The sequence below is a fragment of the Nonlabens ulvanivorans genome (assembly GCF_000732625.1).
GTDB classification, from domain to species: Bacteria; Bacteroidota; Bacteroidia; order Flavobacteriales; family Flavobacteriaceae; genus Nonlabens; species Nonlabens ulvanivorans.
Window position 1 is genome coordinate 588553 of the sequence record NZ_JPJI01000032.1, and the last position, 18525, is coordinate 607077.

Sequence of the window (18525 nt, forward strand, 5' to 3'; positions counted from 1 at the left end):
TTTTATTATTTCTCAAGCGCAGAGTTAACCCTACACTTGAGAAATTATAACGATGATTATGACGGTGATTCATCTAATAATACTTCTTCTTCAACCAAAATGCCACACGTACCAGTAATATCAATGCGGGAACTTCTACCAGTGGTCCGATCACACCTGTAAACGCCTGACCAGAATTAAGTCCAAAAACCGCAATAGCAACTGCAATCGCTAATTCAAAATTATTTCCAGCTGCAGTAAAAGCAATTGCTGCGTTTTCACTGTAGGACGCACCACGATATTTACTGATAAAAAATCCTATCAAGAACATGACTATGAAATAAATCATTAAAGGAACCGCAATCAATAACACATCAAACGGAATTTCAACAATTAACTCACCTTTTAATGAGAACATTAAAATAATAGTAAGCAATAATGCCACTAAAGTAATAGGTGAAATAGCCGGAATAAATACGTTTTCATACCATTCTTTACCACGAGCTTTCACAAGAAAGTAACGACTTAAAATTCCCATTAAAAATGGAATTCCTAGATAGATAGCAACACTTTCTGCAATGGTCGCAATTGATATATCTACAATTGCACCGTCAAAGCCGAAATAAGGCGGCAATACGGTTATAAACAACCATGCATAGAATGAGTATGCAAAAACTTGAAAAACGCTGTTTAAAGCGACTAATCCAGCTCCATATTCAGGAGAACCATCTGCTAGATCATTCCATACTAGTACCATGGCTATACAGCGTGCTAGACCTATTAAAATAAGTCCCACCATATATTCTGGATGATTCTGAAGAAATATTAACGCAAGTGCAAACATCAATACGGGACCTATTACCCAATTTAATAAAAGTGAGATACTTAATATCTTAGTGTTTTTAAAAACGACTGGTAAGAGTTTATAGTCTGCTTTTGCTAGCGGTGGATACATCATTAAAATAAGACCTATTGCAATGGGAATATTAGTCGTTCCACTACTCATGTTGTTAATAGAAGTAGCTATAGTAGGTATATAATAACCTAATCCTACACCTATTGCCATGGCCAGAAATATCCATAGGGTTAAGTATTGATTGAGAAAGCTTAGTTTTTTAGTGCTCATAACTTAATTTCTGAAAAGACGTATTTTAATTCACTAGCTATTTGAAGACTACGTTCTTTATACGCAGCTGCTTGTCGGTCAGTACCATCAGCGATTTTAGGATCTTCATAAGTTATAGGTATTCTAGCTGAAGCACCTAATATTAGTGGACAACCTTGATCTGCACTCGAGCAAGTCATAATGGCTGCAAATTGCTGCTGTACATTAAATGCTGCATTGAATTTCTTTGAAAATCCTATAATAGGATGATCGGTCTCATTATATCTGATGCTGTAAACAGGATTTTCATGTTGTGATAGTTTTTCAACTTGAAAACCTGCATCTTTTAAAGCTTCTGTAACTTCTGGAAATAACGCTGTAGCTTCTGTACCACCAGAATAACATTGTAAATTATTGATGCCATAAAAACTTCCTATAGCCTGTGCCCATGATTGTGAGAGGTGACTACGTCGGGAATTATGTGTGCAAATAAAGTTAAGATTGACCTTTTGTTCTTTGTCAATTTGACTTTGAATATAATCTTTAAGTTGGTCTAGGATACGCTTTCGCGAAAGCGTAATTCCATCAATATTTAAATCTGTAATGGTTTGTTCTAAAGTAGAAAACATCATTTTATATTTTAAGTTAACAACAACCAGATCCTGGCGCACATGTATTTTGGGCTTCAGAAAGTTGAACTTTAGGTTTTTTTAATTGTTCTGGTGGTATACCGCAGGAATCTTTGGCAAGACAATCGGTCAATTTATTGGTAAGTAGAAAGTGTTCACCATTGTAATCGATACCAAATTTACCAATTGTTCCCGCTTGATATTCTACTTCTATTTCTACATCTGGTAGGCCTAATTTATCCTGAGATAGCTCTATAATAGAAACTAATTTTTCTGGATGTAATCGATGATCATAATCGTTTGCTTCCCATAGTTGAAAATTAACTACAGTTTCTAGACGTTCTGTACCACCACAATCTATAAAGTGTTTTACAACTTTACCTACCTCAGTTACATGAAAGTGTGATGGTACCAGACTACCATCTGGTAATTTAAATGCGATTTGTTCTAATTGTGATAGCTGATTTTTAAATGCGGATAGTTTCATAGTATTTCTTTTATTGTAATATTACGATTAATAAATTCAAATTTTTTTAGCAACAATTTGTGTTGTTATCAGTTTCAAGATTTAATAAAGGAGATAGTAAGCTTTTCATGACGTCCCATTTCTCATAATCTAAACAATAACAAGTACTAGTGCCTTCTATATTTCCTTTAATAAGTCCTGCAGTTTTAAGTGCTTTTAAGTGTTGAGATATAGTAGGTTGTGCTAGTCCTATTTCTAAAACTAGATCACCACATATACAAGTATCTTGTTTTAATAAGTATTGTACAATGGCTATGCGTGCAGGATGACCCAATGCTTTTGCCATTTGAGCCATTTGATTTTGTTGCTCTGTAAATATTTCAGTTTTAGTTGTTCCCATATTCATCGCAATATTACGATGAAGTGATTAAATAAAAAAGAATAATTGCTTTTAATTTTTAGGAGGATCTATTTTAGTGATGTAAAGTTCGACTCTACGGTCTAGTTTATCAATACCACCTAATGGTCTAGTCCTTCCATATCCCTTAAACCTCATACGTGTGTGTTTCACACCACGACTGCGCAATATTTTATATATAGCTAGTGCTCTAGCATGGGATAGATTTGATTTTTTAGTATCTCTATTATACGCATCTGGATAGGCAGGATTGATACAGCATACATGTCCGTGTATTTCAAAATGAATATCTTCTCTAGCGATTAAAATTTCTGCAACACGATCGAGTAGTGGCTGTGATTCTTCTAAAATCGTAGAACGACCTTTATAGAATAGAATATTCTCTAATCTAATGACCTGTCCCTTTTTAAGTTTTTTACTTAAAAGAGACTTAAATGGTTCTTTAGTATTATCAATAGGTGGATCGAGTTTAGTAGGGATATCTAAGAATTCATCTTCTTCGACGACTTCTACAGATACTTCTGGCTCAGTTGTATTACTGGTTTTAATTACTTCTGTACTACTCGGGTTCTCTAAGATAGCAGCGACGACTTTCTTTTCATAGATAGGTATCTCTTTTGCCTCTTCTATGGTAAGTTCTTGTTTGCGCAATTTTTTAATGGCAACTCGTTTGGTTTTATCTGCGCTTAAAGAGAATTCGACATCTACACGACGGTTTTGAGCTCTTATTTCTTCAGTTTCTTCTTGATCTAATTCTTCTTCAAGAGCTACTTCTCCTAATCCTTCTACTTTTTTAGAGATGTTCTCTAGTTCTATATCATGGTTTTCTAACCATTCAGAAACGGTTTCTACTCGTCTGTTAGATAAGTCTAAATTATACTCATAACTACCTCTATCATCACAATAGCCTAGTATTTTAACAGTAAGAATGGGTTTATAAATAAGATCATCAAAGAATGACGTGAGTTGTTTTCCTTCACTAAAAGAGAACTGATCTTTATCCACATCAAAATATACAGAATGTGTGACTGTGATTTGTGAACTAGCACAAAAAGCAGTAAGGAAAGCACATATGTATAGTAATCGCTTCATTCTTATTTTAAAATTCTGTTGTATTTATTTTGATCTTCTAGAACATTTACAGCTTCTAAAATTTCTGGATTGAATTTTAATTGATAGTTATATAAACCGTCACGATAGAAATATCTTTTAACGATTTCATCAGTAAGAAGGCTCATGATTTCAGCCTTTTTATCTTTCATATCCTTTTTCTTAGCATTATTAATCGCTTCTTGCATGGCCTTATAGCTAGAGTTAATATCATCATCTAGTTCTTCTTTCTCGGCAGTTTTAAATGCTTTTGCAAATGCAGACTCTGTTTCAGTATTAAAATCAAATCCTTTTTTCTCAACCCAATTAACAAAGTCATTAAAATCGGTGTCCGTGAATCTAAAACTATCCATATCTGTTACCTGATGATTATAATAATACTCTGTAGCATAATCAAAAATGGCGTTATCTCTAAGTAAGGCTGTCGTGATAGGTGAGTAAGCAGCGCTTTCTAATTCAATATCTGGCTGTACACCACCACCGTCGTAAACGGTACGACCGCTATTAACAGTTTTAAAGGCATTATAATCTTCTTTTTTAGTACGGACGGCATTACCATCTTCATCACGATTCCAGTAGTCTAATGCTTGTATACAACGACCACTAGGTGTATAATATCTTGAGATGGTTATTTTTACTTGTGTACCATAAGATAGTGGTTTAGGACGTTGTACTAGTCCTTTACCAAAACTACGAGCACCTATTACAACACCACGATCATAATCTTGTATACTACCACTTACTATTTCACTAGCACTGGCACTGCGTCCATTAATAAGTACTGCAACAGGTATGTCTGGATCATACGCAGGACGTTTTGTTAGGTACGTTTTATTATACTGTTCAACAACAGATTGAGTGCTGGTTATCAGTTTGTCTTTCTCTATAAAAAGATTAGAAACAGCAACCGCTTCACTTAATAAACCACCAGGATTGCCTCTTAAATCAAGAATTATTTTAGTAGCTCCTTTTTCTTTTAATGCTAAAATTGCAGCCTTAGTTTCTCGAGAAGCTTTCTCATTAAATTTAGATAATACCACATATCCTATTTCTGGTGTTGCCATTTCATAAAAAGGAACGGCATTAACCTCAACTGCCTGTCTTTTAACTTTTGCTGATTTCTCTTTTCCCTGTCGTTTATAAACGATTGATATTTCTGTATCTGCACTACCTTTCAATAAATCACCGGCATTTTCTTTATAGTCCGCTAGCTTGATGCCATCTATTTCTATAATCTCGTCACCAGCTTTAAGTCCTGCAACATCAGCAGGATGGTCTTTCCATGGTTCTACTATAATCACTTTATCATCTCTAGTACTTACTACAGCACCTATACCTGTGTAAGCGCCACGTCTATTAATGATAGACTTCTCAACTTCTTGTTCTGTCCAGTATTTAGTATAAGGATCCAATTCTGACAGCATTCCTTCTATGGCGTTATCCATTAAGTCTGCTGGATTAGTCTCATCTACATAGTTCATATTGAGCTGTTTATACATTTCTGTGAAAATCTCAATCTGCTTTGCGATTTCAAAAAAGTCGTTTTGAAAACTAGCTGTCGTAAAGAAAATAGACGCTCCTAGAATAGGAAGTAAAATCTGTCTTTTAATATTAATGGTACCTTTCATAGTTGTTAACGGTTCTATACGCGTTGCAATAAATATAGGATAAAAACGGTAGATGACTCATTTTCTTGCCGTTTAGTAGCTATTTATAATAGAATACAATTAAAATGCCAATTAATCTTCTAATTGTTGATGTTGCTTGTTTAACTCGATGATTAGCTTTTTAATCAATTGTTGAACGGTTTCAAATTCAGGCATTTTAGGAGATTGAAAAAGAAACATCATTTCAATACTTTTTCCTTCAGGAGTTATTAAGTCATGTTGATTCAAACGATAAGCTTCTCTCAACAACCTTTTAATACGATTGCGATTTGGTGCTTTTTTAAAAAATCGTTTTGAAACGCTGACACCTATTTTATGAGGTTGATCCATGTTTATGAGATTATAAACACAACGTATAGGTCCTTTACGTATAGAAGAACCTTCTGTAAAAAGTAACTCTATAGATTTTTTACTTTTAAGCTTAGTCTCTTTTCCTAGGGTGAAACGCATGATGCAAAGATATGTTTTTAAGAGAATGCTATGATTGAATTTAAGACAACAAAAAAGCAGCTGTAATTAAACAGCTGCTTTTTCAAAATCTAATGGCTGATAACTTACTCTTGTAAAGACCAGTTGTTATTTTCTTTATCCACATCTGCCATGTTATTCATAGGATCAATTTCAACAGATTTTATAGAACGCATATCCACGCCGTCTAATTCTAGTTCATAGGTTGGGTAAGCCCAAGCCCAATCATTTAAAACAGTCCAGTTATTGGGTACGGCTTTCTCACCACGCATTTCTTCTAACGGTATGTAAAACCATTTCTCGCTTCCATCATTCATGGTTACTTTAATATCTAATGGCATAGGCATTAAACCATTACGCTTTAATGATACCACGCTCATGCCGTCTAGACTGCTTAAGTTCTCAATAGAATAATCGATAACGTTTGTAGTCATTGTCCAGTCACGTAAGTACCATTCTAGGTCAAATCCGCTAACACGCTCTGCAACACGTTTAAAATCATTAGGCTCTGGATGTTTGAATTTCCACGTGTTATAATATTCTTTAATTACGTCATCACGTTTTTCATCACCAATAATGTAGCCTAATTGTGCTAAAAAAGTAGCACCTTTATTATAAGCACTAGCACCGTATGCACCATTATACTCATAACGATCTGCATGTGTGGTTTGAGGTTGTTCTTTACCAGAATTTGCTAGACCTAGATAACCTCTATAAGAACCACTATTTGCAGTACCTTCATCTTCTCCATTAATGTAAGCCATAGCTTTATTAGAGATAAAAGTGGTAAAACCTTCATCCATCCATTCATGTTTTGCCTCATTAGTAGCAAGAATGTGATTGAACCACGAGTGTGCAAACTCATGAGCCGTAACGCCCATTAAACTACCATAGCTGCGTTCTCCTGTGATTAAAGTACACATGGCATATTCCATACCACCATCACCACCTTGTATCACACTATATTGCTTATAAGGATACTCACCGATGTGCTCGTTGAAGTATTTCAACATTTCATTAGTCTTAGGCTGTAGTTTTTCCCAGTTTTCTTTAATCGCATCGTTATCCTTGTATAAAAAGTGGAGTTTTACACCATTTGCACCATTATATACATCATGGATAAAATCTGGATCTGCGCCCCATGCAAAATCATGTACCATAGGTGCGTTAAAATGCCAAGTTAATTTACCGTCTTTACCTTTTGCAGGACCAGAGTTTGCTTTATCATAACCGTGACCTATGTCTTTTGGGTTTTGTAAATATCCAGTACCACCTACAGTATAATCTTTATCAAGTGTCAATTTTACGTCAAAATTTCCCCATACACCATGAAACTCGCGTCCTATGTATGGACTTGTGTTCCATCCGGTAGCGTCGAATTCTGCCATTTTAGGAAACCATTGTGTCATGGATAGTGCAACGCCTTCTTTGTTATTGCGACCACTTCTACGTACTTGAACAGGAACCTGACCGTTAAAATCTAGTTTTAAAGTAGTAGACTGTCCTGGCGCTAGAGCTTTGGCTAGTTTTACAACTAAAACAGTTCCTTCTTCTTGTGGTTGAAGAGTTGTACCATCTTGTGTCATATTGGAAACATGTAGATAACCTATTTCATTAGGTTCTAATGCAGCAATTCTAGATCCAACACGTCTATCAGGATCTGCAATGGTGCGAGATCTTACATCCATTTCACTACCTGGTTGAAAAGCATTGAAGAATAAATGATAATAAACTCTGTCTAAAGTCTCTGGAGAATTATTTGTGTAAACTAAGGTCTGTTTTCCCGTATATTGATAACGGTCCACATCCATATCTACATCCATCTTATAGTCTACAGCTTGCTGCCAGTAACCGTTTGCATTGGTGCTTTGGTTAGCTACAACATCTTTTGAAGATCCACAACTTGCAAGTATAACTGCGGTGGTGAGTAGTAAAATGATTTTTTTCATTTGATTGTTGTTGAGTAATTAGGTTATAAATATACCGCTTTCGCGAAAGCGTAAAAAGAAAAGCCCGTCCATATTAGGACAGGCTTAACAATATTATTTAAATACGGCTTACATTTTAGACGCCATAATCAAGGCGTTGTAAAGGTTTGCCATTTTACCTGAAGTAGTAATTTCTTGGAATGGTTTAGTATCTGCTCCACCACCAACATTTACACGTGCCATAGTTGTTAAACCACTGTCCATAATGATGTGTTTTACCTCACTAGCAGATAGTTTAGGGAACTGTGAACGTATTACCGCTGCAACACCAGCAACTGCTGGAGAAGCCATAGATGTTCCACTTGCATTGCGATATTCATTTAATGGTGCTGTAGAATAAATCTGAGCTCCAGGACCAAAAACGTCTACTGTTGCTTTACCATAATTAGAGAAACTTGCTGGCATGTCTGCACCGTAAGATGGAGCAAGAGCACCTACTGTAAGGAAATTATCAGAGATCTCTGGTCCTGCAAGTTCTTGATCTTGTGGATATACTTGAGTAAAATCTGTATCTGTCCCTTCATTACCAGCTGCGTTTACAAATAGTACATCTTTACTTTCAGCATATTTAATAGCATCCCAAACAAATTCTGGGTTTGAAGAATGGTATTTACCAAAACTACCATTGATGACCTTAGCACCGTTATCTGCTGCATAGCGTATTGCTGCTGCGATATCTTTATCATACTCGTCGCCCATGCTTACGGCTCTTAGTACCATAATTTCTACATTATTTGCAACACCATTTACACCTAGACCGTTATCACGCTCTGAAGCGATGATTCCTGCAACGTGTGTACCGTGAAATGCATCTGCTTTTTCTGGGTCTGGACCGCTGTACTGGTTGTCTCCCCAAATTTCTCCTGGAGTATAAGAATAAGGATTGTTACCTGGCATCGCATCTTCACGATAGTTGGATTTTAACTTTTCGCCATTTAATAGGTTCGTGGCATCTGTAATGTAATCACCTAGGACCTCTTTTGCCTGTGCAACAGACTCAAGACCTTGACCAAAGAAGAAACTCAATGTTCCTTTTGCGTTGTTTACCGTTTCATCTTCAGAACTGATTGCAGCAACCTCTGCTGGTGTATAGTCTGACTTGCCTAAGTGTGCACTTACAACTTTATCAGCTTCAACGATTTGCTGTAGGATACCTTCAAAACGTTCTTTGCTTTGTGTCGCTTGCGCTAGTTTTGCATCATACTCTTTTTGAGCTTTTGCTACGATATCTGCTGGTAACATAGCTTTATCTCTTACGATACGCTCATACTCTAGATTCTCATCAACGATGTTCCCTAAGAAGTTCCATCCATGTACATCATCGATGTATCCATTTTTATCATCATCGATACCATTTCCTGGGATTTCATCTTCATTAGTCCAGATTACACCATCTAGATCTTCATGCTCGATGTCAATACCTGAATCTATTACTGCAACCACAGTAGTAGTTCCCATGCGACCTTTAAGGATTTCAGTATAAGCCTTATTAACACTCATTCCAGGAATGGTGTCTGTCTGTAGGTCTAGATCCTTCCAGTTTTTTGCCTCAACCTCAGACATTGCAGTCGTTTTAATAGGTGTTGAGTCTATGTTTTCAATAGGTGGAGATACGATCGTAAATCCACTACCACAACCAGCTAGCATACCTGCTGCCGCTACGGTTAACATTGTTTTCTTAATAAAGGAGTAATTCATGATTTTTAATTAAATAAGTCGTTAAAAGTAAGGGATTTATCGAGACGCACACCTTTTTCGGTGTGTTTCACGGTAATTATTTCATTATTAGGGTCGTGTTCTAGGATGAGATAATAACCTTTTGTGGCAGCTTCATTAAGAAATTTTGCTTTCTCATCGAGAGTAAGTAATGGTCTGGTATCATAGCCCATTACATAAGGTATAGGTATGTGTCCTGCTGTAGGCAAAAGGTCTGCCATGTAAACTAAGGTTTTATCACCTATAGTGATGTGTGGTATCATCATCTTTTCTGTATGACCATCAACAAAAAGGATGTCAAAATCCATTTCGTTTTGTGTTGCAAAAGAGCTGTTTTGTTTGATAAAATTTAACTGGCCACTTTCTTCTATAGGCTTAATGTTTTCTGTAAGGAAAGATGCTTTTTCTCTCGCATTAGGTTCTACAGCCCATTTCCAATGCTCTTCATTAGTCCAAAATTTTGCATTTGCAAACGCAGGTTCATAAAAATCATTCTTTTTTTTCTCTATCACACCACCACAGTGGTCAAAGTGTAAGTGAGTTAAAAAGACGTCTGTAATATCATCTCGAGAAAAACCAGCTTTCTTAAGAGAGCTGTCTAAGTCATAGATATGATCCATAAAATAATAACCAAAGAATTTCTCTGATTGTTTATTTCCCATTCCGGTATCTATCAAGGTTAATCGATCACCATTTTCTACCAGCAAACAACGTGCTGCCATATCGATCATATTATTAGAATCTGCTGGATTAGTACGTTGCCATAAAGACTTAGGGACGACACCAAACATGGCGCCACCATCCAATTTAAAATTACCAGCTTCTATAGAATGTATTTTCATAAAATGAATCTCTTTTATAGGTAGTGCAATTTAAAATTTTGTTACATCAAAAGTCTTGAAATTGCGTTAAACTACTTTTATAATATTAAATTGAAATAAACGGGATGAATTATAAAGGATGCACATTTTTTAATTTTTATCACCCTATGTTATATAAATACGCTTTCGCGAAAGCGTAAATCACGTCATCATTTAATAAAAGGTCGTAATTTTCAGCCAAAATAGAGAATATGCTAGAACTAGCTGGAATTATAATACTAGGAATACTTGCACAATGGATGGCGTGGCGATTTAAAATACCAGCCATTCTACCTTTAATAATTATAGGTTTATTAGTAGGTCCTATTGCATCTTTATATACAGAAGATGCATCTAAATTAATCGAACCTATATGGAATGGACAGCAAGGCCTATTTCCCGGCGAGAGTCTTTTTTATTTTGTATCGCTAGCGATTAGTATCATACTTTTTGAAGGTGGACTTACTTTAAAGAAAGAAGAGATTCTTAATACAGGACCGGTGATAGGTAAATTAATATCGGTTGCGGTGATCATTACATTTGCTGGTGCCGGTGTTGCGGCGCACTATATTTTTGGACTTAGTTGGGAAATCGCTTTACTATTCTCAGCCTTAATTATAGTTACCGGACCTACCGTTATAACTCCTATCTTAAGAAATATACCTCTTAAAAAAGATGTGAGTTCAATTTTAAAATGGGAAGGGATTTTAATTGATCCTATAGGTGCTTTATTTGCGGTACTGGTATTTGAATTTATAAGCGCAAATGCTGGTGGAGAGTTTACATTAGTAGCGCTTGAGGAATTTGGTAAGATTGTGTTGTTTGGATTCTCTTTTGGATTCTCATTTGCTCATGCACTGGCATTTTCTATTAAGAAGAAGTTGATACCTCATTATCTATTAAATGTATTTACACTTGCGGCTGTTCTAGGAGTGTTTGTTCTTAGTGATTCATTTGCACACGAGTCTGGTTTACTAGCTGTAGTTGTTATGGGTATGGTTATGGGTAATATTAATTTACCTAACCTTAAAGAACTACTTTATTTTAAAGAGTCGTTGAGTGTTTTATTGATATCGATTCTGTTTATACTTCTTGCAGCAAATATTAATATGGAAGATTTGTACCTTATCTACAGATGGGAAACGGCAGTATTGTTTGCAATAGTATCCTTTATCATACGTCCATTAGGTGTATTTGCTAGTTCGATAAATAGTGGTTTAAAAATTAATGAGAAGCTATTTATATCATGGGTCGGGCCTCGCGGTATTGTAGCGGCAGGTATTGCGTCACTATTTGGTTCTAAACTGGTTACACAAGGTGTTGAAGGAGCAGAGTATATCACACCGCTCGTATTTATGATTGTATTAGGTACCGTATTATTAAATGCAACAACTGCCAGATTGTTTGCAAAAATTGTAGGTGTGTTCTTGAAGCAATCTGATGGTATTATGATCGTAGGAGCTTCAAAGTTCTCTAGATTAATAGCTAGTTATTTAAAAGTACATGGACGCAGTGTTGTACTAGTAGATACTAATACTAATAATGTGCGTATTGCAAAAGAAAAAGGATTGGACGCTGTAGCGGCAGATATTTATAGTGATGCCATAACCGATGATATTGAATTTAATAACATAGGTTTTCTAATGGCGCTAACAGGTAACTCGCAGATTAATGATTATGCACTAGAGCGTTTTACAGCACGTTTTGGAGAAAATGGCGCATACCGATTAGTTCACTCTACTGAAGTGAGCAATCCTGATGAAAATCCTACTAGAGGTCTGTTTTCATCTACCGATGATTATGTAAACATGATGGAAGTAGCACGTTATTATGGAGAGATACATGAAATCACTATTAAATCACAAGAGCACTATGAAGGATTGATTGAAATCACAAAAACTGATGAAAACATCATTCCTTTATTTATAAGAAAGAAAAATGAGATAGATATTATACCATCTACATCACTAGATATGGAAGTAGAAGAAGATAGTAAGCTGGTTTATCTAGGTAAAAAAATTGTAGTGCAAGCGAGTGGTGATGTGGTCATGGAATAAAGGAGAACATTATTATAATATAAAAGGGACAGAATTAATATTCTGTCCCTTTTTTTAATAAAAATTAGACTTAAAAATTAGTCTAGAGTTACCATAAATTCATTTGAAAAATATGATGTATTATCATCTTCAACAATAAACTGGATGGTATAATCTCCATCTATAAAGAAATTACGGTTTAAGTTTAAGGTTAACACATTAGCATCATGGAATCCTCTTCTACCATTAACTGCCGAAGCTACTAAAGCCATTCCTTCAATCGTACAATCACCGGTTAAAGTATTTATTGGGAAGATATCGCTAGCTAGATATGTTCTTGAAATAGTAGGGTCTACTATGTTAGTTATTTTTACATTGTAGTTATATTGATTATTGTAGTCGCTATTTGTTGAGGTTCCTTGATCACGTAACCAGAAACGACCTCTAGGTTGTATGATTCCTCTTTTACCAGAATTTGAGCATATAGATCCAGTAAGAACACCAGATTCAATATATGGTACGTGATTATCAATACTAAAGACACTTCTAGGTTGTGTAAGTGTATTAGTCTGTGTATCTGTTGTGATTCTAGTATATGCCTCATTAGTAAACAGACCTATTTCAAATGGGTAATTGTATTGATAATTATCTGCAGTGGTGGGAAGTATAGTTCTTACGTTTTTCCCAACCTCAAAGTCGATTTGAGTTGATGTAGCAGTTACATTTAATAATGGTACACTATCATTTTCTATGATGATATAACCACTTAAAGGTTGAGCAAAATCACCAAACTCTGTATTGCCCTCATAAATCACTTCATAAAGATGATTTACTTCAGTATCTCTAGAAAATAAAGGGTTCCCTGGTGTATGTGTAAAACCTAGTGTTGTTACGGATAGGGTAGGACTAGTGTAGTCTTGTCCATTTCTCGTACGTGTAAAGAACATATCATATTTAGTTCCTTTTTCTAATCCGCTAATGGTGTTAGATGACGTTTGTTGATAGTTCCCAGTACCTGATAAGGCATAACTAGTTACAGTAGTAAAATTAGGGCCACCTTCAGATGTGGTGCTCAAGGTGACACTGGTAGTCGATTTACTTTGCACTGAAATCTGTAGGTTAGTTAGTCCACTATCTGTAGGCGAATCTTCTTCACTGCTACATGAGAATAAAACGCTTAAGACGATGAATAGGGATAATAATTTTTTCATAGATTTTTTTAATTTGAGCGCGAATATACATTACAACACTCAATATGTAGGAAATCTTTTATAAGTAAGTTCTAAGAATTCTTCAAACATCAAAAAGGGACAGAAAATTAATTCTGTCCCTTTTTTAGATTTTATATGACTGGTTATGAATTCGCTATTTGAAATTCGTTTTCAATTACTTCAGACCTCGCATTTGAGAATACAGCGAGCATTGAGGCACTCGAAATGCGGTTTTAATTACCTAATCTTTTTATAATCCTCAATATCTCGATATGCTTTAGCTAATTCAGGTAAGTCGTTAAATTTCCCTTCAATTAAAGCTTCTTTTTTTCTTCTGCTCCATCCTTGTATTTGTTTCTCTCTGTAAAAGGCTAAATCAACACGATGGTATTCTTCAAAATAGATCAAGTCCACAGGCAAACGTTTCTTGGTGTGGTTAGCTCCTTTTCCTTCTTGATGTTGATTTACTCTTAATTCAATATCTACCGTACTACCAGTATAGTAAGAACCATCGCTACATTCTAGAATATAAGTATAACCTACTTTAAAAGTCATTTTTAAAGATAACTAATTAACAGGTAAGTGATTAAGAAAGTGACTTATTTATAAATAACCGGTCTTCGAGAACCTCAGACCTCGCTTTTGAGGATAAAACGAGCATTGAGGTTCTCGAAATGCGGCTATAGAGAGTACGATGTACTGAAATATTCTTTTTAAAATCCGGTCTTTGAGTGCCTCAGACCTCGCATCTGAGAATACAGCGGGCATTAAAATTTTTGAAAATATTTTTTCTTTAAAACTTTAAAACTTGTAGCTTATCTTTTGCCAAAATTTTAACAATGAAAAAACTTACAATCATTGGGCTGTTGTTTTTGAGTGCTCTTTGTTATGGGCAGGAAAATGAAACTTCCATAGGTTTACATGTAGGCTACCCATTAGATACTGATGTTTCTCAGTACAACTTTGGAATCTTTGTAAACCCTATGTGGGAACTCTCAGAAGATAGTTATTTAGGTGGTTATGCTGGCCTTAATTATATCGTTCTTCAATCTGAAGATGCTGGTGGAGCAGAGTTGCCACTTGCAGATTTTGGAGCATCTTATAAATATTATTTTTTAGAATTTGTTTACGCTCAAGTAAATGGAGGAATAAGTTATAATGGACCAGAAGGGTTTTTTACAATCGCTGGATTTGCAAATCCTACTATAGGATATTCATTTAATAGTACAAACGTGTTTGTAGGCTATCGCAAACTTTTCTTTAATAACGCTAACCTTGATACCATAGAAATAGGTATCTCATTTAAACCATTTTAAAAATGATAAAAACAATAACCATTTTAACGATGTCATTATGTTCATTAATGGCATTTTCACAAATTGCACCAGAGCTTATTGTGAGTAAACCTGTAGAGGTGAAAAAGTCCACAAATCAAATAGTCTACGGTACTGAAGATGATCAAGGTAATACCATTATTTTAATGAATAATTTTGAAGGTGGAGTTCAGTTTATGGTAAAGCTTGATGAGAACATAAATGTTATGAAAGCTGATGCTTTAAAGGCTAAAAGAAAAGAAAATGTTATTAGTGACATTAGATTTAATAGTAATAAATTGGAGGCTTTAGTAGATACAGAGAAGACTTTTGTAACGGCCTCTTTTGATGTTAGTAAAAACGAATTCAATATTCCAAAATATAAGGTTTTTAAGTCGTTAAATGCCATTATTAATCCTAACGCAACAATATTTTCTCCAAATAAAGAATACTATTTGAAATCTTATCGTACAGCAAAAGGTAGAAAGCCGTTAAAGGATAAACGAAATTTTGTAATCGGAGATAAGGAATGGAATGAATTGGAAGTTAAAACAATAACTAGCGACTTACCGCCTGAGTTTTATGAGGGTTTTACATTCTATCAGACATCTTCCATTTTAGACGATAAAACTGTTATTATGCAGTCTATTCCGCATTTCATAAAAGAAATTAAAGGAAAATCATCAAGAAAAAGCAGAAATTTGAAAAAAAATCTACCTCGTGAGATTAAATTTAATTTTTTACCTCCTAATAGTAATGAGGCTTCTAAGACTCTTTATTTAGGTAGTGATTCAAGGGCTATTATTAGTTCAAATTATATTACTGATAAAGAAAACTTGTATGCAGTTTCAATCACTCAAGAGTTTTCATTTGAAGAAGGCTTGTTAGATAAATCGTTTATCCAAGTGGATAAGATTTCTTTTTCTACTAAAGAAGTGATTGATACAAAAGAATATGAAATTGAAAAAAGCACTGGAGAATTCTTCGTTAATGTTATAAAAACTATAACAAAAGATGATTCAGGTTCAATCAAATTTGTTGCAGAGCATATTTACTCAGGAAACTTTTTTAATGATGCAATTTATGACAATCTAAAATATGAAGGCCATGGAGATGTTTTAATAGGTGAAATAACTAATAATAAATCTAATTTTTATTACCTAGATAGAAAAATGAAAAATGAGGTGATCCAAAAAATAAAAGGTGCTGGTTCAAGATTCACTTCTGGTGTGTTTTCATTTGAGAAAAACAATGAATTATATGTTTTATTAAATAGTGGAAATTTCAGTGAGATTGATAAGAATAATTTCACAGCTAATTACTTAGATAGCGCCAGTCAAAAAATAAGAGATAAAAAAGGAATAGGAGCTTTGTTGAAAAACATCAAATCCCAAGCCTATGTTTTTAAACTTGGAGCCAATGGTTTAGAATATGAGGCTATTGAAAAGAATTATGATAACAATCTAGCCTTTGAGAAAGCATATTTAAATGAAAAAGGTGAAGTAATCGTCGCCACAGGAGAATGGAATTCTAAACAGTTTGTGAAGATGAAATTCTAAGTAGAATCAATTTAGTTTATACCAAAAAAAACCGCATCGAGAGATGCGGTTTTTTGTATTTAGTATATTTAGAAATCGGTCTTCGAGAACCTTAGACCTCGCTTTTGAGTTTACAGCGAGCATTGAGGTGGTCACTGAGCTTGACGAAGTACTCTCGAAATGCGGAATTTGTAATACGCTCTTAATTAATCATTCAATTTCAACACTGCCATAAATGCCTGTTGAGGTATCTCTACATTACCTACCTGGCGCATACGTTTTTTACCTTTCTTTTGTTTCTCTAGAAGCTTACGTTTACGAGAGATATCACCACCATAACATTTTGCCGTAACGTCTTTACGTAGGGCTTTAATAGTTTCACGAGCAATAATTTTTGCTCCTACAGCAGCTTGAACAGGTATATCAAATTGTTGTCTAGGGATGAGTTCACGCAGCTTTTCTACCATCTTTTTACCTATGGTATAAGCATTGTCAGCATGTATTAAGGCACTTAAAGCATCTACAGGTTGTGCATTTAAAAGAACATCTAATCTTACAAGTTTAGAAACACGCATTCCTATAGGCGCATAGTCAAATGATGCATAACCTTTAGAAACGGTTTTTAAACGATCATAGAAATCAAAAACAATCTCGGCCAGTGGCATGTCAAAGGTAAGTTCAACACGCTCTGTAGTTAAGTATGTTTGATTAGTAACTATACCACGTTTTTCAATACATAAAGACATCACATTACCTACAAAATCTGATTTTGTAATAATTGTTGCTTTAATATATGGTTCTTCAACTCTATTTAAAGTAGAAGGTTCTGGTAAATCACTTGGGTTATTAACGATGATGCGAGCATCAGGTTCTTTATTAGTATAAGCATAATAAGAAACGTTAGGCACAGTTGTGATAACAGTCATATTGAACTCTCGTTCTAGACGTTCTTGAATGATTTCTAAGTGTAACATACCTAAAAACCCACAACGGAATCCAAAACCAAGTGCAGCACTACTTTCTGCTGCAAACACCAAAGATGCGTCGTTTAACTGTAGTTTTTCCATACTAGAACGTAAGTCTTCATAGTCGTCAGTATCTACTGGATAAATACCGGCAAAAACCATAGGCTTAACGTCTTCAAAACCTTCAATCGGATTTGTAGTAGGGTTTGAATGATCTGTTATAGTATCACCTACCTTTACTTCTTTAGCCTCTTTAATACCGGTAATTAAGTAACCTACATCACCAGCTTTTATTTCTTTTTTAGGAACTTGATTCAATTTCAAAGTACCTATTTCATCAGCATAATAACTCTCGCCAGTAGCGACAAATTTGATGTGTTGTCCTTTTTTTATAGTTCCATTAATAACCCTAAAAATAGTCTCTACACCACGGAACTGGTTGTATTGTGAGTCAAAAACTAAAGCCTGTAACGGCTCATCAACATTACCAGTAGGTGCGGGAACACGTTCTATAATTGCGTCTAGAATATCTTGAATCCCTAGACCTGTTTTTGCACTAGCAGGTATTACTTCACTAGGATCACATCCTAATAAATCAACGATATCATCTGTTACCTCTTCTACGTTTGCACTAGGTAAATCTACTTTATTAAGTACAGGTATGATTTCTAAATCATTTTCTAGTGCTAGATAAAGGTTAGAGATTGTTTGTGCTTGGATACTTTGCGCAGCATCAACAATTAAAAGAGCGCCTTCACAAGCTGCAATTGATCGTGAAACCTCATAAGAGAAATCTACGTGACCTGGTGTATCTATCAGGTTAAGAATGTATTGCTCACCATCAGGTGCAGTATAATCCATTTGAATCGCATGCGATTTTATCGTTATACCGCGCTCACGTTCTAGATCCATATTGTCTAGTAATTGTGCTTGCGATTCACGTTTTGTAACCGTATGGGTAGCATCTAACAGTCTGTCTGCCAGTGTGCTTTTACCGTGGTCAATGTGTGCGATGATACAAAAATTGCGTATGTTCTTCATAGTCCGTTAAATACT

Annotated in this window: 16 protein-coding genes; 3 read left to right on the top strand and 13 right to left on the bottom strand. The window is 35.0% G+C overall.

All coding sequences use genetic code 11. The annotated features are described in order from the left end of the window. Positions 1-73: 73 nt before the first annotated feature. The 10 genes from arsB to IL45_RS09830 form a co-directional block, all read right to left on the bottom strand. Positions 74-1105: an ACR3 family arsenite efflux transporter gene (gene arsB, locus IL45_RS09785; protein ID WP_036583306.1), complete on the bottom strand. Its 1032-nt coding sequence runs from the start codon at positions 1103-1105 to the stop codon at positions 74-76. Beyond that, complete coding sequence (locus IL45_RS09790) at positions 1102-1716, bottom strand: arsenate-mycothiol transferase ArsC (RefSeq protein WP_316930416.1); 615 nt, start codon at positions 1714-1716, stop codon at positions 1102-1104. Before IL45_RS09790 ends, arsB begins: the two co-directional genes overlap by 4 nt. A 13-nt stretch (positions 1717-1729) precedes the next feature. Next, positions 1730-2200 carry a DUF6428 family protein gene (locus IL45_RS09795; protein ID WP_036583311.1) on the bottom strand — a complete coding sequence of 157 codons (471 nt, stop codon included), beginning with the start codon at positions 2198-2200 and terminating at the stop codon, positions 1730-1732. A 46-nt stretch (positions 2201-2246) separates the two neighbouring features. Next, a complete protein-coding gene (locus IL45_RS09800) occupies positions 2247-2579 on the bottom strand; it encodes an ArsR/SmtB family transcription factor (RefSeq protein ID WP_036583313.1) in 333 nt (110 codons plus the stop codon). 51 nt (positions 2580-2630) lie between these two features. Next, entirely contained in the window at positions 2631-3689 is a 1059-nt protein-coding gene (locus IL45_RS09805) for an OmpA family protein (RefSeq protein ID WP_036583315.1), read from the bottom strand. A gap of 2 nt (positions 3690-3691) precedes the next feature. Beyond that, positions 3692-5335 carry a S41 family peptidase gene (locus IL45_RS09810; protein WP_036583318.1) on the bottom strand — a complete coding sequence of 548 codons (1644 nt, stop codon included), beginning with the start codon at positions 5333-5335 and terminating at the stop codon, positions 3692-3694. 111 nt (positions 5336-5446) lie between these two features. Further along, positions 5447-5824, bottom strand: coding sequence for a ribonuclease P protein component (rnpA, locus tag IL45_RS09815; RefSeq protein ID WP_036583319.1), 378 nt, complete (start codon positions 5822-5824; stop codon positions 5447-5449). Positions 5825-5928: 104 nt separating this feature from the next. Then, on the bottom strand, positions 5929-7791 hold the full coding sequence (locus tag IL45_RS09820; RefSeq protein ID WP_036583320.1) for a M1 family metallopeptidase: 1863 nt from the start codon (positions 7789-7791) through the stop codon (positions 5929-5931). A 108-nt stretch (positions 7792-7899) separates the two neighbouring features. After that, positions 7900-9528, bottom strand: coding sequence for a S8 family peptidase (locus IL45_RS09825; RefSeq protein ID WP_051788709.1), 1629 nt, complete (start codon positions 9526-9528; stop codon positions 7900-7902). A gap of 5 nt (positions 9529-9533) precedes the next feature. After that, a complete protein-coding gene (locus IL45_RS09830) occupies positions 9534-10388 on the bottom strand; it encodes an MBL fold metallo-hydrolase (RefSeq protein ID WP_036583322.1) in 855 nt (284 codons plus the stop codon). A 230-nt stretch (positions 10389-10618) separates the two neighbouring features. Between IL45_RS09830 and IL45_RS09835 the strand changes: the two genes are divergently transcribed. Then, complete coding sequence (locus IL45_RS09835) at positions 10619-12463, top strand: cation:proton antiporter (RefSeq protein WP_036583325.1); 1845 nt, start codon at positions 10619-10621, stop codon at positions 12461-12463. A 77-nt stretch (positions 12464-12540) separates the two neighbouring features. Here the strand turns inward: IL45_RS09835 and IL45_RS09840 are convergent, their stop codons facing one another. Together IL45_RS09840 and IL45_RS09845 are read right to left on the bottom strand one after the other, a co-directional pair. Then, positions 12541-13653 (bottom strand): hypothetical protein, encoded by a 1113-nt coding sequence (locus IL45_RS09840; RefSeq protein WP_036583327.1) that lies wholly within the window; start codon positions 13651-13653, stop codon positions 12541-12543. A 237-nt stretch (positions 13654-13890) separates the two neighbouring features. Continuing rightward, a complete protein-coding gene (locus IL45_RS09845) occupies positions 13891-14208 on the bottom strand; it encodes a GIY-YIG nuclease family protein (RefSeq protein ID WP_036583329.1) in 318 nt (105 codons plus the stop codon). Between the two features lie 284 nt (positions 14209-14492). Here IL45_RS09845 and IL45_RS09850 point away from each other — a divergent pair, with 284 nt between their 5' ends. Beyond that, positions 14493-14969, top strand: coding sequence for a hypothetical protein (locus IL45_RS09850; RefSeq protein ID WP_036583332.1), 477 nt, complete (start codon positions 14493-14495; stop codon positions 14967-14969). Positions 14970-14971: 2 nt separating this feature from the next. After that, entirely contained in the window at positions 14972-16525 is a 1554-nt protein-coding gene (locus tag IL45_RS09855) for a hypothetical protein (RefSeq protein ID WP_146128636.1), read from the top strand. 185 nt (positions 16526-16710) lie between these two features. Here the strand turns inward: IL45_RS09855 and lepA are convergent, their stop codons facing one another. After that, positions 16711-18510, bottom strand: coding sequence for a translation elongation factor 4 (gene lepA, locus IL45_RS09860; protein WP_036583336.1), 1800 nt, complete (start codon positions 18508-18510; stop codon positions 16711-16713). Between the last annotated feature and the right edge of the window lie 15 nt (positions 18511-18525).